Here is a 21,397-nt window from a genome sequence, read left to right as displayed (position 1 = left end):
AGTCTTAATAGTTAACCTCGCAGTCAAAAAAAATTAAAGTAGGCCAGGCTGGTCTTGCATATCATCATGAAACTTTTCCATACAGGCCAATTTATAATTTCGACCGATAGGAATTTTAGTACCGGCTACCGTAAAATAACCGGGATGATAACTTTCTACTTTATTAAGCGGGATAATAAAAGAGCGATGTATGCGCATAAAATGCCCTGTAGGAAGTAATTTTTCAGCTACGCTTATTTTCTGCTTGGTAACATATACTTTATCCTTTGTTATTACCTTGATATAATCCCTGATACTCTCAATCCAGCGTATATCTTCCGTATCAATTTTTACGGTTTGCCGCTCAATGCGCAGGTATAAAAAATGTTTACCCGGGGTTACGGCTACAGGCTCAGCCTTTTCCATACCATCATTATTATTCCCGTTGATATAATGCATCACCTTGTCAACTGCGCGAAGAAAACGGTTTAAGGGTATGGGCTTTACGAGGTAATCAATAGCATTCAGGTCAAATCCCTCAACTGCGTACTCCTGGTAGGCAGTAGTAAAAACCACCATCGGCGGTTTTTTCAGGCTCCTGATCAGGTCAGTGCCTGAAAGCCCGGGCATCTTTATATCTGCAAACAGCAAATCAATTTTATTATGCTGAAGTACCTGGAATGCGTGCACAGCATTACTGCTTGTTGTCACAATTTCAATATCCGGTACATTGGCAGCATACCTGCAAATAATGTCTATGGCATGAGGTTCATCATCAACTATCAAAGTTCGAATGGGCATAATTATATACTATTATTGGCAGATAACTGTACTTTCATTTCAAGTATAAAGCAGTCCTGTTCATCAAACCATTTCAGCGAATGCGCATCAGGATATAAAAGCTTCAGTCTGTGCTGAACATTAGACAACCCAACACTCCCGTTTTGTTTTCCGTTACTATAAACAACCTGTTCCGGTTTGCTGTTGCTTACCTTAAATAACATTTCCCCGTTACGCATACGGAGCTCAATATTTATCCAGGGATTATCTATCGTTTCACCGGCGCCATGCTTAAAAGCATTTTCCACCAGTGGCAGCATAAGCAGTGGTGCAATATTCCATAACTTAATATTATCATCAATATTCAAATTAAGATCAAGGCGTTCTTCGTAGCGCAATTTTTCAAGCGCTATATAATCTTTTAATATTTCCACATCTCTTTCAAGTGATACACGATCAGCCGCGCATTCATAAATTACATACCGGAGTATATTGGAAAGCCCGAGGATAATGCCGGGCGCCTGGGGTGCGTTATTTAAGGATAACGCGTAAAGATTGTTGAGCGAATTAAACAAAAAATGAGGGTGCAGCTGACCTTTGAGCGCATTTAATTCAGCCTGCAATACTGCGTTTTTTCTTTCATGCCACAACGCAAATAATTTTAGTGTAATGCCTATCCATACTACCACATTACTTCTCTCTATGGCGTTCACAAAATCTCCTTTGTCCTGCAACTGAAACCACCAGCTTTTGGATATTTTATTCCAGGTAAAACCACTATCTCTTTGCCTGTAGTAATTGTAGATATATGGATTGGCAATAAAAACTTCAACCAGCCTGTACAGTACCGCCATAGCGATCATAATACCTATTGCCGTAAAAATAGCCTTACCATAATTACCATTGAAGAAAGGAGGCAGCACACGGTATGTAATAAGATAATAATAGCAAATGTGCACCGGCAATAATATCAGGATCACTACAACGCCAAGCTGATAACTTTCATATGCTGTGGAATAAATATAGGTAAGTAATACAAAGGCGAACAACCAGAATAGCAAATGTACCAGCACTCTGCTATTGTTTTTATAAAGCCTGCCCATGTTCATTTTGCAAACTTAATGGCTGAGCGCTGTTGCCATATCATTTATTACGGCACAGGTTTATTTCGTAGACAGAAAACCGGATTTATCGATGAACGGAGCAAGGTATCCTTGCAAACAGGTATTGAACAAAATCATCTTTTATCAGTATTCACTGCTTTTGCAACTTCTATGGGCAAATCTGATTCAAGAATATCAACACCCTCGGAAAAAATTTCGCGATAGCTTTTTGCCCGCTCAGCGGTACCAGGAAGCTTGTCAAATGTAGGCGCCGCAGACACCATGCACATCACTCCTTTTTCATGCAACAATTTCATCAACACCCTGTTTTCACCTGTGAGCTTTGGACCTATATATGCTATCATATTCTTCCAGGGAATATCAGCTGCCTCATATTTATCGTAAGCCTCCTTTGTAAGTATATGCACGGAAAACATACTGTTGGGATCATTATCCAGATAAAACCGCGCCTGCTCCGGACTGTGAATTGTAAGCATGACTATCGGATTTTTACTCTGCTTTATTATAGCCGCTATCATTTCAAAAGGGACACCTTTATGATCGAGATTAAGCACCGTTTTCCCCTTACTCCACTGTAAAGCTTCAAGCAGTGTGGGAATTTTATAAGAAGTTACTTTCCCATCAACATCTTTTAAGAAAAATTGTTGTAATTGTTTATAGGTATAGTCACTAACCTTTCCTTTGCCTGTTGTTGTACGGTCAAGTGTTGCGTCATGCATCAGTACAACCACACTGTCTTTGGTAAGCCGTGGGTCTATCTCATAAAATGCGGAAGTATATTTTAGTGTATTCACAAATGTTTCTATCGAGTTCTCAGGAAAATCACTCATCACTCCTCCCCTGTGCCCGCTGATAACAGGCGCATGAGCTTTACCGTAATAATGAAAATAATCCAGCAAAGCTTTTTGATTATTCAGCTTGATAAAATACTTTTTCTGCGAAAAAACCTGTAAAGACAGGAAAGAAAATATGATAATAGTGCCCGTTGAAAAAAAAGTTTTCATAGCGCAATTTACTTACAAAATGCTAAGCAGGAGTCGATACCAAGCTTTAAAAAGTTCAGTCATTCACCTGCCCAGGCGGAACCTGAATTTCAAAGTATTAAAACTGAAGTAATACTATTTATGGAGATTGGTCAGGTTAACTTTGACGCTGTAATCAATAATCTCAATTTCAAGTCTTGCATAACTGCATATAAAGCGGGAATTCTGTTTTCCGACTGTCCATAAATCAGCTATTTGCTGTAGCGCTTTGATTATATTTCCTTCGCTCGCAATATTTCCGGATACCTTTTTAACATCGCAAACTTTAGCATTTTTTGCTACAACAAATTGAAAAGTTGCTTTTCCGTTTTGAAACTGTGTATTATTTTCTTTCAAATAATTTGTTATGCTGTCTTTTACGGCCAATTGACCGTTTTTAAACCCGACAGGTATTTCGCATTTTTCAAAAATTTTATCATCGCATATAACCCTTATAATTTGTTCTGTTGAGTCATTGTCAGGCGTTTGAGAAAATGACACTGCAGGTATAAATATAAATATCAGGTAAAAAATATTTCTCATATAATTTCAATGTATAAATAGTAAAGAAACAAAATCCGCCATAAATAATAAAATGTGTGTTGCAAGAAAAGATATATAACAAGCCGGGTATTATGCAGGTTGGGTATTATGCCTTTTGTACACAACCGCTGCCAATTGAAAAGAGCTGATGACTACAAAGTCAAGCCCAACTTGCATAGAACTGCTTGTTGAATGCCAGTCCTTCTTATCTCCATTTGTTTATGTGTTCTATTTTGTCGTCGAATTGTGCCGTTAATGATTTTACTCTCGATTTCAAAAGTAATTTTCGCCCGTCAATTGTCCTCGTAAAAATCAAGTCACAAGCCCCAACTAATCGTTCCCATTGGTACTTGAAATATTCCGCCAGGTTTTTGTTTCGCCCAAGTATCTCGGGAACGGAATGATAATCTTTTTGTTTAATAAAAAGCATGAACCTGCTTTTTCTGATAATTACATACCGCGGGTTATCAATAGGGACAATAATCTCCTGCAAAGCATTAATAAAAGTTGATTTATCAAAAGTTGTTCCGCCTTCTAAGTGGCAATAAACAGCACCAAAACTGTCAACTGTTGCCATAACTTTTAATTTTGAATAGTCCGTGAGAATTACATTTGCTTTAATTAGTGAGTTCAGTAATGCTTCTCCAATTTGCCTGATGTCTTTTGAAATATCCCGATACTTAAGATAGAGTCGCAAAGCTTTGTAGGTTTGCCTGCCAAAAAAAAGAACTCCCATACCTGCAAATAAAATCAGGATAAGATAAAAATCCTGAAGCGTTTTAATATTTCGGATAGAACGCCACAAGCCTTGTAGTAATCCGTCAAAATAAGTAAGCAAGCTAAACCCAAGTGTAGCAATTAAGTTGGCAATGGTCCTGGTCAGATACATTGATTTGATAGTCTTGTATGCTTTTTCTTCAGGGAATGGTATTTTGATTTCTTCCACAAGATTTACACCTGTCGCTAATGCTTCTTCCCAACGCTGTTTCAGACTTTCTCTATTGCCTGCCAATGAAAGCATTTCATCATTTTTCTTTTCTGCTCCTTCTTTGTGGTAGATATTTTCAGGCAAATTCAATCTACCGATCCCGTTTTCGATAGAAGGTTCTTTTTTAAAAGAAACACCTACAAAACTTCTGAAACGCCTTTTTAATAACTCAAAATCATCTCCACCTACGGCAGAAGTGGGGTCAATACAGACCAAATGCCAAATGTTTGCCGTTTTATTTTGATTGCCGTTTTGTGTTCTAATAGCTCTGCCACGCATTTGATTGGAAAGAACAAACGAACCCACAAAGCTTGCTAATATCAAGGAGTTGATTGCAGGAGCATCCCAACCTTCACCAAGTAATGATTTAGTCCCGATTAAAATCTCAATCTCTCCTTGCTGAAAAATTTGTGTAACAATATGGACAATATTGTGTTTAAGTTGCTCAGTTTGATGAATTAAAATATAATTGTTGTCAAACGGAACAGGGCTCGCATTGATTTGTGCCATTCCAAACTTGCTTGCTTTTGCTTCAAATGCTTCATATGCCGTTTTCGGAATGATAATCATCGAACCTGTCAACACACCAATTTTCTTGTTGTCGGTATTTTCTCGTCTTAATTTCTCAAAAATGGGAATAATCCCAATTTTATTAAGTTCGACATTATTTTCCTTTGTATTGAGAAAAAACTCCTTTCTTATAAAATCAGAAAGAATTACCAACCGCAAATCTTTGCCTAATTGTGCATATTCAAAATCAACTATTCTTTTAATTCCATTTAGCTTACTGATACTTGAAGTTAGAAAACCTGTTACACGTTTATTATGAGCAAACTTGATCTGCCGCCTTTCAATCGCCCCATATCTTCTTAATTTGTTTTCGAGTAAAATTTGATGTTCTTCAAATGCTTTAAAATACTCCTTTTCTTTGTAAAGATAAAAGTCCAAAAGTGTTTCCATCCACCCGTAATCCAATTTGGGGATCTCAAATTTTACATCTCCGATAATCTCAAGATGGAACTCTGAAATTTCTTTTCCTTTATCGTGAAGAAAAATTAAACAAGCCGAATAACAGGAAAGATTATTGTAAATCCAGTCTACATGTTCATTTGGCCTTTGCCAGATAGGATGTTGTTCAATGGCTTTAATAATTGTTTCATCTTTCCTTATTTCCTGAAAAAGTTTTTCAATTTTTTTCCTGAAATCGACAATGCTTTGATTTTCTTTTTCAGTTGGCGAAGTAAAATAAACGTAATCCTGATGCGGACATAAATCTCCTTCAATAACCAATTCGGGAACTGAAATTTCCGTATCAACAATTCCGTTCAGGTCAATATACCGTTGCCATTCTGTTGCTGTTACATCATAAGGTGGCGTTGCTGTCAGCCCCACAACAACCGGGTCTAATTTTTCTTTAACTTTTGTTAGGGTTAGCCACCATTCGTTTTTCAGGTGGTGTGCTTCGTCCACAACAATGGTTTTTATGTTTTGCGATTTTAATCCGCTTACAATATTGTCAAGGTTAGCATTTGTTGTTTTGCTGTTTCCATTTTCTTCCCATTCTTCTTCTTCCTTATCATCTTCTTCAATTCTAAAATTATTACAAGCTGCGTGAAGTCCTTGATAGGTTACAACAGTCATAAATTTGGGGTTGCGAATATCCCTCGAAATCCAATCGGGTATTTGCGTCGCTTGCAAAAACAGTTCACAAAATCTTTGTATCCACTGGTTACGAATTGCAATAGTTGGAGCAAGTATTAAGGTTGGTTTTTTTAGCCGGATAGCCACTTCAAGTCCCAAAATCGTTTTGCCCGAACCCGGTGGTGCAATAACGTGTAAATGTCCATCCATAAGGTGTTCTTGCAAGTCGTCAAGCACCCGCTGTTGGTATTTTCGCCAGTTATATTTGAATTTTATGTCTTTAGGATATCCTGCCAATGTAATGGTGCTTTTTTAAACTTAGGCCCAACAAACAGGGCTTTATGCAGACTGGAAATTAGCATTTCTTAGCCATATTTAGCTTGTGATTAAATTTTAATAATCGTCAGTATACAATGTAAGGCACCAAAACCAGGAACATTTTTTGTAGCTCATTAGTATTCGGTCAACCGGGTATGTAGCTGACAGTAACACTAAGATATTGATTTGTTCATCGCCACTGCTACCGGGGGAAGCTGCTTTTACATACCTTTTTGTCCTGTCAACATTAGCAGACTTAGAATTTTACCCTGGACCTTTCTTCAGCATTCTTCAATAGAGTTGCCATCAATGTTTTAAGCCCTGTCAATGTTCCTTCAAAATATTTCCCTTCTTTGAAACCTGGTATAAAAGCTGTGTCAATAATCTCTTTTGTTTCGCTGTTTGTCAAGATTCTTTCTATTCCGTAACCATTTTGAATTCGCATTTTCCTGTATCCGCTACTAATGCCGACTACTATACCATTGTTTTTATCTTTTTGCCCAACTCCCCAAGCATTTAAAATTCTTAACGTCAATGCTTCAAGGCTATCTTTCGTTGTCATTGTTGTATCAAAAGTGATTAATACAATTTGGATAGCAGTACTTTTCTGAAAATCACTCATTAAACTATCCAGGGCTTTTTCTTCGGTATCCGTATAAAGATTTTCGTAGTCATTAACGTATCCTGTTGGCTCAGGTAAACTATCCCAAAATATTTGTTGAAATGAGCGAAGTCCTTTTACTGTTGTATAGACTTCCTGATTGCTTTTATTTGAATTTTTCGCCTGGCATGAAGCAGTTGTCGCCAGCGTTAAAATAAAAAATGTCAATATATTTAACTGCTTAAGAAGCGCCATAATAAAACAGAAGGTGTCATTTGTATCAGGCTAATATACACCACCAACTTCATGATAACAATAGGTACAATCAGCTAAAAAATACATGATTAAAAAAAATACACAAACATGTTTTATAGCATCAATACAACTTCAGGTGCAGGTTACCGGTATTCGGCCTAACACTTCTTATTTCAACAGCTGATCTTCTACCCGCGTGATGGTTTTGCTGTGTTGCTCTAATAATGCGATCAGTTGCTGCACTGTTCGGGGGTGCTTATCCGAGATGTCATATCTTTCGGAGATATCTTCATTCAAATTATACAAGACAGGCTTATCTAACTTTTTTAATGCATCCGGGTAACCCACTTCGCTATTGCCATACAACAACAACTTGTACACTCCTTTACGAACAGCCACCAATGTATCTGCATGGTAATAATACATTTCATCGCGAGGACTTTTATTGCTGCTGCCTGATAGAACACTGCTTAAATCATAACCATCATACACCCTGTCTGCCGGGAGATCAACGCCAGCCAGTTTCGCGAACGTAGGAAGAATATCCAGGCTGCTGCCAATTTCCGTAACCTGCCCGGCAAAAACATTTTTTTTACTCCATATAATGGCAGGAACACGCACTCCGCCTTCGTAACTATTGCCCTTTGCGCCATATAACGGGCCGGTTGAACCACCCAGTTCCCTGAATAATTTCCACGGACCATTATCGCTTATAAAAACAATATAAGTATTATCGTCAATGGCATTTTGCTTTAATGCTTTTAATATCTCACCCACACTCCAGTCAATCTCTTCAATAATATCACCGTAAATTCCTCTTGCGCTTTTACCGGCAAACCTGGGATTAGGAAACAAAGGCACATGCGGCATGGAATGAGCGAAATAAATAAAGAAAGGCTCTTTTTTATGATCAGTTATATATCTCACAGCCTCCGCTGTATACCTTTGCGTTAAGGTATTCTGATTCGCCGGTTTTTCTATAATATCCTTATTTCTGTAAAGCGGTACCTGGAAATATTCATTCCTCGGTTCGGTTATAGCTTTAAGGTAAGGAACAGAATCAACTTTGTCCATATCGTTGCTGTAAGGAAGACCATAATAATAATCAAAGCCATTGTTGAGCGGCAGGTACTGCGGAAGGCTGCCCAAATGCCATTTGCCGATCATTGCAGTATGATATCCTTTTTGCTTTAATAACTCAGCAATGGTTACTTCACTTTCCGGCAATCCTCCTTTTGATTTGGGAAACAATACCCTTGCCTGCTTTGTTCCCTGCATACCACTGCGTATAGGTAAGCGGCCGGTTATCAATCCGGCTCTTGAGGGCGTACATACATTGGCTGCTACATAAAAATTTGTCCACTTCTGCCCTTCCAGTGCAAGCCGGTCTATATTTGGTGTTTTAATAGTTGGATTACCATTAATACTCAAATCCCCATAGCCCTGATCGTCGGTAAGTATTAAAATAAAATTCGGGCGTTTACCCGAAGATTTGCCCTGGGCAGCAATAACATTTATTCCTGACACAAAAAACAGTATGACAAAACCAATTGATATAATTCTTTTATTATCCATTTCAGTATTATTAATCGTTTTGGATTTATGGTAGCTGCTGATTAAAAATCTCCAGCGCGTCTTTATCATCATATTGAAGTATCAGTTTTTTAAGCCTGCTTTTAAGATCAGCTACAATCTTTTGATATTTCACATCGGCATAAACATTATTCAATTCATCAGGATCTTTTTTCAGATCAAACAATTCCCAGCTTTCTACACCCTTATAAAAACGAACCAGCAAATAATCTTTGGTCCTGATGCCAAAATGAGGTGATACATGATGCGGCTGCGGGTATTCGTAATAGTGATAATAAAAATCTTTTCTCCAGTCTTTTGGGGTTTGTTGTTTCAGTGCAGGCAAAAAAGACTGCCCTTGTATTTCTGCAGGGCTCTTTACACCGGCAATATCTAAAACAGTTGGCGCCCAGTCAATATTTGAAACAAAATCATTAACGCGTATACCGGATTTTATTACGCCGGGATATTTAATAAGAAAAGATGTTTTTAAAGATTGCTCATAAATAAATCTTTTATCAAACCATCCGTGCTCACCAAGATAAAAACCCTGGTCTGATGCATAAATCACTACCGTGTTTTTGCTGAGACCGGTGCTGTCGAGATAATGCAGTATTTTTTCTATATTACGGTCCATTGATTTAGCTGTGGCATAATAATCTTTCAAATACCGCTGGTATTTCCATTTCACCAGTTCTTTGCCGGTTAGCTTTTTTTCTTCAAACTCTTTTGTAATTTTTCCGTAATATGCCCTATAGGCCTTTGTTTGCGCACTATCAAGACTTCCTTTTCTAAACTGCGCTTTATTTACTTTATAGTTTGGATTTTGTTTCTGCAGATTCCTGATCTGCTGGTCTATATCTTCATCAGTGATATCAGTACCAAATTTTTCTCCCACTTTCAGGTCCTCTTTCAACCGCATGGTTTTGTCAATAGTCATATCCTGGTCTTTAGCTGCCAGCCGTGTATCATAGTTATCAAAAAAATCATCCGGTAATGGAAAATCAATATCATCATATGCCCCTAGATCAGGAATATCAGGCAGCCATGTTCTGTGCGTTGCTTTTTCTCCAACTAAGGCAAAAAAAGGTTTACTTGTATCCCTGTTGCTTAACCAGTCAAAGAAAAAATCTGTGATCAGGTTTGTTACATACCCCTTATACGAAGCAGTATCATTATCCTGGTTAACAAAATCAGGATTAAAATAAGTACCCTGCCCCCCGGCGCCGGCTAATACATTTAAATAATCAAAGCCCCTGGGTAATGCATGTAAATGCATTTTACCAATCCAGGCAGTTTGGTAACCATTTTTTTGTAGTAATTCAGGAAAAACCAGTTGAGCGGTATCAAACTTTTTTCCAGTGTTATCGTAAAATCCATTTTTGTGACTATACTTACCTGTTAACAATGTTGCCCGGCTTGGTCCGCAAATGGAATTCGTCACAAAATTATTTTCCAGCAAAGCACCGTCTTTTGCTATGCGGTCAATTCCAGGCGTTTGAATCAATTTATTACCGTAAGCGCTTGTTGCCTGGTAAGCATGGTCATCTGAAAAAATAAAAACGATATTGGGCCTCTTATTCTGTGCAAAAGCAACGCCGATGCACAACAACAACATCATGAACAAGCTTATTTTTTTCATTGTCATCTTTTTATTACTTATTTACGCCATCACCAGGGTATGGCAACGGCTTATTTGTTTTTTTATCAATAGGCATTGGCGCCTTGTAATCTTTTAATCGCTTCCCTAAAAGATTTATCAATTCCCTGGTTTTGTCCGGGTAAGCAGCTGACAAATCTTTCTCTTCTTCCAGGTCTTTAGACAAATCATACAGCTCCGCGGTATTATTACGCTGACTGTATACTAATTTCCAATTTCCTTTTCTTAATGCACTGAAATAATTGGTGCCGGGTATTGCCTGGTTTTTCCAGTTATTGGGATAGTGCCACAGCAATACCCTCGCAGTATCTGTTATGGATGGATTTTTCAATACCGGAACGAATGATCTTCCATCAACTTCCTGAATAGTTTTATAATTACGGACACCGGCTAATTCAAGTATGCCAGGAAAAATATCTTCTGCTATAACAGGATTTTCCGTAGTGCCTCCTGCCTTAATCAATGGCGGATATTGAATAATAAAAGGCACACGGATGCCGCCTTCATATACCGAACCTTTACCGGCCTTTAACGGAGCATTGTGCGTTAGATGCGTTCCACCCCTCGGAGGCGTAAGGGCAAGCCCGCCATTATCTGTAAGAAAAAGTATAACGGTATTATTTTTAATGCCCTTCTTCTCTACAAAATCCAGCACATCACCCAAACTTTTATCCATGCCTTCTATCAGCGAAGCATATTTAGCTTCAGCAGAATCCAGTCCGCGGTCAATATATTTTTGATAATATCTTTTATCTGCCATCAAAGGCACATGCACCGCGTAATGCCCGAAATTTAAAAAGAAAGGTTGCTTTCTGGAAACAGGATATTCCAAACTTCGTATAGCCTCCTGCGTTAGTGCTTCGGTTAAAAATGTACCTGACTGGTAATATTGCTCCAGGTCGGGCACGGATTGAGGTGCATTTTTACCCGGCAGGTTGCCATAATTGTCTTCAGAAAGATAACTCTGCGGATGGCCCGCGGCATGACCGGAAATATTAACAATAAAGCCAACATTATAAGGGCTTGCGCCTGGTGTTCCCTGCGGTCCCCAGTGTGCTTTACCAACATGAATTGTAAAATACCCTGCTTCTTTCAGCAATTGCGGTAATGCAGTTGCATGTACCGCTTTATCTATACCTGCAACCGGCGTAAAACCATTCACATTCCAATTGGCAGGATCATACAGACTGTCTTTCGCATCTGAATAAGTATCCTTAAATGGTGATGTCCAGTTGGTAACGCCATGATGCGCTACATTCATACCGGTAATAATGCTTACCCGTGTGGGTGTACATACGGGTGCCGCATAGGCATTGGTAAATTTTAATCCGCCTCTAGCCAGCCGCTCCATATTAGGCGTATGATATTTTTTGTTATTGGCAGTTACCGTTCCTGAAAATGGAACAGATGTATCTTCCCATCCCATATCATCAACCAAAAAGATAATAATGTTAGGATGGGAAGCTTGCTGTGCATACCCATTGCCATACGATACCAGCATCATCAAAACAAATGCGATGCCTTGTAAAAAACGGGATGCGCTTTGGTTAGTATCCATCATTTTGTGTAAGGTTACTGTTTTTATCAATCTCACTTTGAGGAATAGGAAACAACACCTGGAAATCCTGTGCTGCCAATCCCCTGTCTTTCGCCTTTTGTATAAAGATACCCTGTCTTATTAAATCCTGCCTTTGTAATTCTTCTGCCGGAAACTCCCACAACCGCTCCTGGAAAATAGCAGTCCTCAAAATATCTTTACCTTCAAAATCAGCAAGGCTCAGATCCGCAATCCCTGCTTTTTCCCTAACCTGGTTCACCAGTGAAATACTTTCCACGTTAGGTCCGTTAAGCTCATTCAACGCTTCTGCACGCGACAATAAAATATCGGCATAGCGTATAACAGGAAAATCATTGCCACTGTTTGCACCTGTTGCAGTGAAGTCTTCCTTAAATTTAAAATTTCTTATATCATCTTTACCTAATTGTACCAGATTGCCACTGGTATTATAGTACTCCGTAATAAAAGCATTTTTTCTTGTATCATTATCTGCAAATGAATCGTAATAGCTGCTGTATGTTTTAAATTGCGTTGCATAATTCTCTTTGTTGCCTCCTTTCCACCTGTAACTCGGCGGAGCAGCATGCGATATATAATTATCCCCCAACCCTGCAACTGCCAAACGCGGGCGTATATATATAAACTCGCTGTTATCTTCATTAAGCGGGTTAAATAATTCCGACCTGTCTGCCGATCCGTCAAACAAATGATATACATTCAGATCAATTACCTGTTTCGCATAGTCTGCAGCGTTAGCCCAGTCCTTATTATTAAGATAATATTTTGCCAGTTGCGAAAGCGCTGCACCTTTGGTAGCTCTCCCTCTGTCGGCAGTAACGGGTAAAACTTCAGCGGCTGCCTTAAAGTCATCGGTCACAAACTTATCAAATGCTTCTTTTGTAGGTCGTGACGGTCTGTCGTCGGCACTTGTATTACTGGTTGTGATAATAGGTACAGGCCCAAAAAGATCTTTAAGAATTACATACGCAGACGCCCTGAGAAAAGTAGCCTCAGCCAGTATTTGCTTTTTCCTGTTTTCATCAAAATCAATTTCCGGTACTTTATCGAGCACAAGATTTGCACGATATATGGTGGTATAATGTCTTGCCCAGATGCCTGAAAAAAATGAGTGGGTAGCGCCCCAGCTAAAGGTTTCAAAAGATTTAGCCAGTGCTTCCAGCCCGCCTGCGCGATCATAAAGCGTTCCGCTGGTTACATCAGACATTATAAAATAATCGCGGAATGGTCTTCTTTGCTCAGAAGCATACGTGGCATTTAAAATTGCTTCCGCGTCATCGGCATTTTTAAAATAATTACTTACGCCCAGCGAAGAATACACATCTTCTTCCAAAACATCTTTACCACAACCGCCAAGTGTAAGCGATAACAACAATAATATATAATAGGGTTTCATTTTCATATTTTTAATATTATTAAGCTTCATTGTGTTCTTTTTAAAATTTCACATTTAATCCAAGTGTATAAATTTTTGACAACGGATACGCGTTATAATCAACCCTCACATTAGATGTTCCAAAAGCGGTAACCTCAGGGTCAAAGCCAAAATAGTTGGAAAATGTAACCAGGTTTTGCGCAACAAAATATACCTGGGCAGACTGGAACACACGGTTTGCGGGTATATCATAACTGAGTGAAATATTTTTCAGCCTGAGGAAAGAGGCACTTTGTACCGCCCGGCTGTTAATGGTGCCGCTGGCATCAACATACGCAAATGCCGGTGATAAACCGGATGGGTTCTCATTGGTGGGATTTGTTTCTGTCCACCTGTCGGTATATGAGCGGCTCAAACGGTTACGCCTGAACGAAATCGGGTTTTCAGACTCTGAAATATTCAGGTTAAGAATTTTACCACCTTTAACACCCTGCCAGAAAAACGACAGGTTAAATCTGCCATAGCCCAGGCTGTTATTAATACCATACGTAAAATCCGGGAATGAAGAGCCCAGAATTTTCCTGTCGGAAGCAGAGATTGTCTTATCATCGTTTGCATCAAGAAATTTCAAATCTCCCGGGGCAGATAAAGGCTGCGGAGTGTATTGCTCATCTTTCTGCAGCACACCAACCACTTCATAGCCATAAAAAGAATTCAATGGTTGCCCAACCTTGAGAATGCTAAAGCTATTAAAGAAGCCTGCAGAGCCCTGGAGTATATCAGGCAGCCCGCCAATACCTGTTACCTTATTCCGGACTACAGAAAGGTTTGCCGAAGTAGTCCAGTTAAATTTGCCACGCAGGTTTACGGTATTAACTGTAAATTCAAAGCCGCTGTTATTCATGCTGCCTATATTGGTAAGCGTTGTAGCAAAACCTGTTGTAGCAGGCACAGGCAGTTCAAGCAGCAGGTCTTTAGTATTTTTGTTAAAATAATCAATGCTACCGGTAATCCTGTCATCAAGCAAACCAAAATCCACACCTGCATCAAATTGGCTGGTCGTTTCCCATTTTAAATTGGGGTTTGCCAGTTGCGTGGTTGAAATACCCACTTCCGCTGCATTGCCAAAAACAGCCTGTCCTTGTGTACCCAGCAATACAAGGGAACGGTAGTTACCTATCTCCTGGTTACCGGTCCTGCCATAACTTGCTCTTAGTTTAAGCGTTGAAATGGTACGCACATTTCTAAAAAAATTTTCCCTGTTAACATGCCACCCCAAAGCAAGCGAAGGGAAATACCCGTATTTATTATCAGCGCCAAATCTCGAAGAACCATCCGCCCTGAAGTTGGCGGTTAAAAGATATTTATCATTAAAGGTATAATTGATCCTGCCTAAAAGTGATTGTAGCTGGTTACGGCTTTTATATGTATTGATGGTAAATGTACTGCTTGATCCTGCCGCCATATTATCTGTGCCAAAAGCATCTGTTGTAAAATTCTGCGCGCCGGAGTTCAATGTATTCCAGCCAAAGTTCTGCCAGGTATACCCGCCCAGTACTTCCAGGGAATGATTACTGAATGTTTTTGCATATCTCGCCGTAAGCTCCAGTAAAGCATTATTGCTGTTTGTTGTTTGCACACTGGCAATACCATTGGCATTGTTTCCTTTTCTTGTATTGCGTCCCAGGTATGTATCACGTCGCGAACTTTGAATATCTGTGCCACCATTTATTTTTACCGAAAATTCAGGAATAATGAAGTATTCGAGAAAAGCATTGCCAAATGTTCTGCTGGTGACCGCGTAATCAGATACGCCGTAAGCAAGCCCGAGCGGATTTTCAAGATTTACCAGGTTGGTCTGCGCGTATTTTCCGGTATTCTTATCATAAATACCCAATGTAGGATCCTGGAAGATAGCAGCGTTTACTATTCCGGCGCCTTCGTTAATGCTTACACCATTCGGTACATAATCATCATTAATTTTCGCAGTGTTCAGATTGATGCCGAATTTAAACTTTGCATCTGTATAATTCAGGTTTACGCGGCCGGTGTAACGTTTAATACCGGAGCTGATAACAATTCCTGTCTGATCAAGATAATTTAACGAAGCGTAATAAGTAAATTTATCCTGTCCCCCGGAAAAACTCAGTTGATGATTTTGTGTATATCCTTTTCTGAATATTTCATCCTGCCAGTTTACACCTTTACCAATAGCAGCTATATCCTCATCGGTGAATTCAGGTGCAAGCCCCTGTGCGGCCTTCAGATCATTAAGCAAACTGATATACTGTGATGTAGACAATACCGGTATTTTTTTTGCCACTTCCTGCACTGCGCCTGATACATTATACTCCACTGACAATCTTCCCCTTTTGCCACGCTTTGTTGTAATAAGAATAACGCCATTTGCTCCACGTGAACCATAAATAGCAGTAGCGGAAGCATCTTTCAAAATTTCAACAGAGGCAATATCAGATGGGTTTAGGGAATTAAGGGGGTTTCTCGGAGCAGATTCCGTAACCACGGCTGACGTTGGAGTACGGTTTGAATTGTCAATGGGAAAACCATCTATTACATATAATGGTTCATTGCTGGCATTAATAGAATTAGCGCCGCGTATGCGTATAGACACGCCGGCGCCCGGCTCGGATGATGATTGGGTTACCTGCACACCCGCGGCACGCCCGGCAATAAGATTATCAACCGATACATTGCTGCCTTTATTAAAATCCTTGGCAGAGATTGACGACACAGAGCCGGTAAGGTCTTTACGTTTTTGTGTACCATAGCCTACCACAACAATATCGGATAATGACTGCACATCCTGCTCCAGCTCAATTTTTACAGGTGAGCTATCTACTTTTATTTCAGTTGATTTATAACCTACAATGGTAACCAGCAATGTATAAGGAAGCTTCTGACCTGTTCTTAAAATAAACTGACCTTTACTGTTGGTAAGGGTTTGGTTGGTTGTTCCTTTAATAACGATGCTTACACCTTCCAGCGGTGCGTTATTACTTTTATCTGTTACCTGTCCCTCCAGTATAGAGTTGATTATCGTACCCTGCTGAGCCTGTGCTATAAATAAGCTGCTGCCCAGTAATGAGAAAAGAAGCCAAAATTTAATTTTCATGTTTGTTAGTATAACCTTCGTTAAAATAATTGTGTAAAAAAGAATTAAAACATAGATACTGTATGATGCTATGCACAACACTCATAGTACAACATAGCGTCCAGGTATTTTTCCAATCCTGCCAGATGGCGTTTATATAAAATGATTCCGGTAAACATCAGTTATTGATTGGTCTATTGATTCAGTATAGTATTTTAGAAAAATTTTATCCCTGGGGAACTACTTTTATTTGTGCCACAGCTTCAGTATTGTTTGATGGTTCCAAATCAGCAACCATTGGTCCGTCAGCCGACAGCTCGCTGCCTTCTTTTTTTGATTTGAAGATGGGCCACAAAAACTGGGCATACCACTCTTCTTCCTTATAATGCCTGATGCCGTAGCTCGTAGGATATTGACGCGTAATTTTAGCAGTGCCAAAAATAATATCCCATATAAAAAACATATTCCCGAAATTCCCTTTGTAATAGCCAATACCATCATCCATAGAATCCGCGTGATGCGCATGATGTGTAGCAGGAGTTGATATGGTACGTTCCAGTATCCATGCAAGAGGATGCAACAATTTGTATTTGTAAAACGGCCTGTCCCAGGGAATGCTTGAATGTGCGGATAATGTTATAACAGACTTTACACCTCCCACAAACAATGCTGCATATCCCAGTCCAAGATAGGTAAGCGCCGATGTGAGGTATATTTGAGAAAAGAAAATGGTATAGATAAAATTCTGCCTTCCTGCCATTGCCATTCCCATATAATCAGCAGAATGATGTGTGCGGTGAAACCGCCACAACCACGGCACCTGGTGATGCAACCTGTGATACCAGTATTGTGTAAGATCATCAGCAACCGCAATAATTAAGCAAGCCCACCAGAAAGGCACCCAACTGAATGCATTTTGCTGACCCGGTAATACATAAGGGAATACCAGCAGCGTTATATACACCAGCAATGGACGGAAAACCAGTTTTGGAGCAGCAAAGCAAACTATATCAAGCATAGCTTCATTCTTATTCCACTTATTCTTGTATAGTCCCGCTGAAAATTCTATAATGCCCCAAATGAGTGTTAATAATGGCAGTCCCCATGTTCTAAGATTTTTGAAAACATTTTCTACAGGCGCAGGAGCTTTAAATGGCAATGTTTCTCCTGCTGCTCTGTTCCAGGGTTGCTGACCTGTAATTTTAAAATACACAAACATCAGCGCTACCGGCAACGCGTATATAAAAATGCTGGTTACCGCATCTCTCGTGATATTAACTGTTGCATTTTTTGCAGAGCTCATAGCTGAATATTAGTTTTTAGAAATGATTAATAGTCCAAAATAAAAAACCAGGAAAGGGATCAAAAAAATCAGTATGCCTATGGCTATTTTTTTGATCAGCAAAAAATAATCCTGCTTCTGCATAGAAAAAACGTTTTATATATTGGCTGAACAGAAAGGCTGTCCCAGTCCTTCTCCCGCAATCAACCACCGATTACAGGTGATGACGTGGAGACAACCTTACCATTCATAATTTTTATGAATGCAATAATTTATAGCAAGCTGAATAAATGAAAAAGCGCTTAACTGCGCATAGTATTACAACAACAGGATGTGCAACAAGAAAATTTGTGAGCAGGTATATAATATTCCACCGTACTTACAATCAAATCATTAACAATGCCACTGGCATTGCAGCAGTTTACATGTTCCATTTTTGATTTTACTTATTAAATACTCTGCCGGTGGTTGACAAAATATTAGTCTACTAATTTAGTAGACAAAAATAATGTCTTTTTTTTTCAAAAAAAATTTTTGTAGAAAAATTTGTAAAAAATGTATACTTCATAAATAACCTCATGGGACAAACCTCTTCATGAAAAAAATACAGGGTGGCTGGCCGTCAGCAATTTGTCGGGGGAAAGCACACAAACATCCTCCTCTATATATTAACAGCGATAACGTTGAAGCTATACATTCTTCACACAAATATGAATAGCATGCGGAATACGCGGATGGTGCTGAATAATTCAGATACATTCCGTGAGTCTCCGTCATATCCGTTTTATCTGGTTTCCTTCTTCACTTGCAAAAAATATTTTTAAAATATTAGTCTATAAATTTGGTAGACTAGTATTTTATACTATTTTTGCTCTGTGAAATTTATAAAATCACATATCATGTATTGTTGTTGCCGCCAGGCAACATATTGATCCAGGGGTAACAACCATCTATCCCGCTGTAAGTAAACTTTAATTTTCCCATTCCATTATTTCTTAATCATCAAATCAAAAATGATATGAGCAACATCACTAATTTCATTTTCCAATTCGGGCAATCACTCACTGAGGAACAAAAAAATATTTTTAATAAATATGGTGTAATACAGTTTAAAAACTTTGTAGATAAAGAAACGGTAAAAGATTTTATCACCGAAATTCAAAATGTAGAAGAACAGTTGATCTCTTCCGGTACTCAAAAAGTAAATGGCATACCATTAAAATTTGGTGTAAATACTGATGGCAGAAAATTTATCCAGCGCATCGCCTTCACTTCACAATACAGTAAAACACTGAGCAATTTTCTTAAAGACAAAAGACTTGCGCAATTAGCGGAACTATTATACCCTTATGAAGGGCGAATTGGTGAGAACGAAAAAGATGGTCTTGTTTTAAATCATTATGTAAATACGCCTGACAGCGAGTATAAACAACTAGGATGGCATACAGACAGTCCGCGGGATATATTCCTGGGTTCCAGGATCATGCCCATGCTTAATGTAGGTCTGCACCTTGATGATTACCCTTTTGAAAAAGGCGGGTTAAGAGTATTGGCAGGTACACACAACCAGGGACTCTTCAAACTGTTGTTCAGAAAAAAATATTTTGTTGACAACGACCCTGATCCAAAAGAAATAGGATTCGATATTGAAGCAGGCGACCTTACTGTGCATGACGGACGTTTATGGCACCGTGTACAACGCTCATCATTTTTTGGCGATGAAAGCAGGCGTCGCGTAATGTATATACCTATTATTACAGGAGCATACAAACCCAGGCACGCCAACAGCCCAACACCTTTTTATCATAAGCTTGCCTTACCAAAGCTGGAGCAATACAGGGAAACTTTCCGCTGGTCTAACCTGAAGAAAGGATTAAACCTGTCCCGCATTGCCGCTGATAACGATGTTCGTAATACTGTAAATCAATAAACATTATGGCTTATGCTCTTGTTACCGGCGCTGCAAAAGGTATTGGCAGATCCATAGCGCTGGAGTTAGCCTTAAGAAATTATAACCTGCTGTTGGTTGATATTGATGGTAAAGGCCTCGCATTAACCAAACTTGACCTGGAAAGAATAACCGGTGTACGGGTTGTATATCTTGTAGCGGATCTTTCCATAGCAGAAACTCCTGATGCCGTTTTTAAATGGAGCTCAACCTGGCATAATGAGCTGGAGGTACTGGTGAATAATGCAGCTTTCGGATTGAACGGCGCATTTGCAACATTACCCTTACAGGAACAATTAAACATTATTGATGTTAACATTAAATCTGTAGTTGCGCTAAGCCACCAGTTTATACCAGTATTTAAAAAAAGAAGTAAAGGTTATATATTAAACATAGGCAGCAATGCAGGTTATCAGCCTGTGCCCTACCTGAATATTTATGCGGCTTCAAAAGCATTTATTATTTCATTCACCCGCAGCCTGCGGCACGAATTAAAGTCATCTGGAATAACCGTGAGCTGTGTAAGCCCCGGTAGTACAGATACCAGCTTCGTTGATCGTGCAGGCATGGGCAAGCAGATAAGAAAAACAGCGGAACGATACAATATGACGCCCCAGGCTGTTGCCAAAATAGCCATTAATACTTTATTTAAAGGCAATGCGGAGCGGATTACCGGGCTTCAAACCAAGCTTGGTGTATTCCTGTCATGGCTGGCGCCAAAATCCTGGGCCGAAAAATTTGGCGCAAATATTTTCGGGAGGGAAATACAAATATCAAAATGATCATTTTGTTGATACAAACCATATTAAGTCCGGGTATTGCATTTTTTCGCAGTTGGTTTCACTTATTCAGGCAGTTCACCCGGCACAAACTAACCCATTTGTTCATTCATCTAAAGCCTCTGCTCAGGAGGTTTTAGATGATAACAGATCATTACTATATCATTTAATTTTTTTACATCATGATAGCCATTATTTACTGGTCGCTGATCAGCTTCTTCCCTGCCCTCTTATCAGCAGGAAAGCATGAACCGGATTATAACCATCATGCTTACTATGATATTATCAGGAATGACAAAATAATCGGCTACATGAAATGCAGCAAGCTGGGCAATACTGAAATAACAGAATATATTAACGAATCTTCTGCAAAATTTTCAGCTATTATTGATATAGCTGTTTACAGCAAACTGCAAAGCTCGTTCCGTAACGGTATACTGGAGGATGGCAAACTTATCAGGCTGGTGAATGGTAAAACAAAGGCTGACAAACATATTATACGAAGCAAAGATCAATACCTTATTAATAATGATGGCAAATCTGCTTCCATCAAATCATCCATACATTTCAGCACGGCATGCCTGATGTACGCCGAGCCTTCAGGTATGAAATATATTTTTTCAGAAAATTTTGGAAAATATATAGCAGTGAGCCAAACAGCGCCACACATTTATACGCTCAGGCTTCCCGATGGTGACAATATATATACCTATCAAAATGGAAAATGCATACAGGTAGAAGTTCAAACAACACTTGCTACTATTTACATCAGGCCCCGTCAATAATTTTATCAATACATAAAAATACATCCAATGAAAAAAACACATCATGAGAAAAAGCAA

Annotated in this window: 15 protein-coding genes; 3 read left to right on the top strand and 12 right to left on the bottom strand. The window is 39.1% G+C overall.

The genetic code is table 11. The features are described from left to right. Window positions 1-33: 33 nt before the first annotated feature. The 12 genes from DC498_RS12765 to DC498_RS12710 form a co-directional block, all read right to left on the bottom strand. The gene (locus DC498_RS12765; RefSeq protein WP_116874545.1) at window positions 34-780 is read right to left on the bottom strand and encodes a LytR/AlgR family response regulator transcription factor; all 747 of its coding nucleotides are present in this window, start codon (window positions 778-780) and stop codon (window positions 34-36) included. Window positions 781-782: 2 nt separating this feature from the next. After that, window positions 783-1,862 (bottom strand): sensor histidine kinase, encoded by a 1,080-nt coding sequence (locus tag DC498_RS12760; protein WP_116874609.1) that lies wholly within the window; start codon window positions 1,860-1,862, stop codon window positions 783-785. A 134-nt stretch (window positions 1,863-1,996) separates the two neighbouring features. Beyond that, window positions 1,997-2,887: a glycerophosphodiester phosphodiesterase family protein gene (locus DC498_RS12755; RefSeq protein ID WP_116874544.1), complete on the bottom strand. Its 891-nt coding sequence runs from the start codon at window positions 2,885-2,887 to the stop codon at window positions 1,997-1,999. A 114-nt stretch (window positions 2,888-3,001) separates the two neighbouring features. Continuing rightward, window positions 3,002-3,448, bottom strand: coding sequence for a hypothetical protein (locus DC498_RS12750; RefSeq protein ID WP_116874543.1), 447 nt, complete (start codon window positions 3,446-3,448; stop codon window positions 3,002-3,004). Between the two features lie 205 nt (window positions 3,449-3,653). Further along, the gene (locus tag DC498_RS12745; RefSeq protein WP_116874542.1) at window positions 3,654-6,374 is read right to left on the bottom strand and encodes a DEAD/DEAH box helicase family protein; all 2,721 of its coding nucleotides are present in this window, start codon (window positions 6,372-6,374) and stop codon (window positions 3,654-3,656) included. Window positions 6,375-6,651: 277 nt separating this feature from the next. After that, window positions 6,652-7,251 (bottom strand): TPM domain-containing protein, encoded by a 600-nt coding sequence (locus DC498_RS12740; RefSeq protein ID WP_116874541.1) that lies wholly within the window; start codon window positions 7,249-7,251, stop codon window positions 6,652-6,654. 168 nt (window positions 7,252-7,419) lie between these two features. Beyond that, complete coding sequence (locus DC498_RS12735; protein ID WP_206197603.1) at window positions 7,420-8,898, bottom strand: sulfatase family protein; 1,479 nt, start codon at window positions 8,896-8,898, stop codon at window positions 7,420-7,422. Then, window positions 8,852-10,465, bottom strand: a complete 1,614-nt coding sequence (locus DC498_RS12730) for a sulfatase family protein (RefSeq protein WP_116874607.1) — start codon at window positions 10,463-10,465, stop codon at window positions 8,852-8,854. Before DC498_RS12730 ends, DC498_RS12735 begins: the two co-directional genes overlap by 47 nt. A gap of 13 nt (window positions 10,466-10,478) precedes the next feature. Further along, entirely contained in the window at window positions 10,479-12,044 is a 1,566-nt protein-coding gene (locus tag DC498_RS12725) for a sulfatase (RefSeq protein WP_116874540.1), read from the bottom strand. After that, complete coding sequence (locus tag DC498_RS12720; protein WP_116874539.1) at window positions 12,031-13,485, bottom strand: RagB/SusD family nutrient uptake outer membrane protein; 1,455 nt, start codon at window positions 13,483-13,485, stop codon at window positions 12,031-12,033. Before DC498_RS12720 ends, DC498_RS12725 begins: the two co-directional genes overlap by 14 nt. A 10-nt stretch (window positions 13,486-13,495) precedes the next feature. Further along, window positions 13,496-16,567, bottom strand: coding sequence for a SusC/RagA family TonB-linked outer membrane protein (locus DC498_RS12715; protein WP_116874538.1), 3,072 nt, complete (start codon window positions 16,565-16,567; stop codon window positions 13,496-13,498). A 205-nt stretch (window positions 16,568-16,772) separates the two neighbouring features. Continuing rightward, window positions 16,773-17,849 (bottom strand): sterol desaturase family protein, encoded by a 1,077-nt coding sequence (locus DC498_RS12710; protein WP_116874537.1) that lies wholly within the window; start codon window positions 17,847-17,849, stop codon window positions 16,773-16,775. A gap of 997 nt (window positions 17,850-18,846) precedes the next feature. Here DC498_RS12710 and DC498_RS12705 point away from each other — a divergent pair. From DC498_RS12705 to DC498_RS12695, 3 genes are all read left to right on the top strand, one after another. Continuing rightward, window positions 18,847-19,758: a phytanoyl-CoA dioxygenase family protein gene (locus DC498_RS12705; protein ID WP_116874536.1), complete on the top strand. Its 912-nt coding sequence runs from the start codon at window positions 18,847-18,849 to the stop codon at window positions 19,756-19,758. A gap of 5 nt (window positions 19,759-19,763) precedes the next feature. Beyond that, window positions 19,764-20,558, top strand: coding sequence for an SDR family NAD(P)-dependent oxidoreductase (locus DC498_RS12700; protein ID WP_116874535.1), 795 nt, complete (start codon window positions 19,764-19,766; stop codon window positions 20,556-20,558). Between the two features lie 179 nt (window positions 20,559-20,737). After that, window positions 20,738-21,340: a DUF6134 family protein gene (locus tag DC498_RS12695; protein WP_116874534.1), complete on the top strand. Its 603-nt coding sequence runs from the start codon at window positions 20,738-20,740 to the stop codon at window positions 21,338-21,340. Window positions 21,341-21,397: the final 57 nt, after the last annotated feature.

The sequence above is a fragment of the Terrimonas sp. genome (genome assembly GCF_003075435.1).
In the GTDB taxonomy this organism is placed as follows: domain Bacteria; phylum Bacteroidota; class Bacteroidia; order Chitinophagales; family Chitinophagaceae; genus Agriterribacter.
This window is presented reverse-complemented; position numbering and strand designations above follow the sequence as displayed.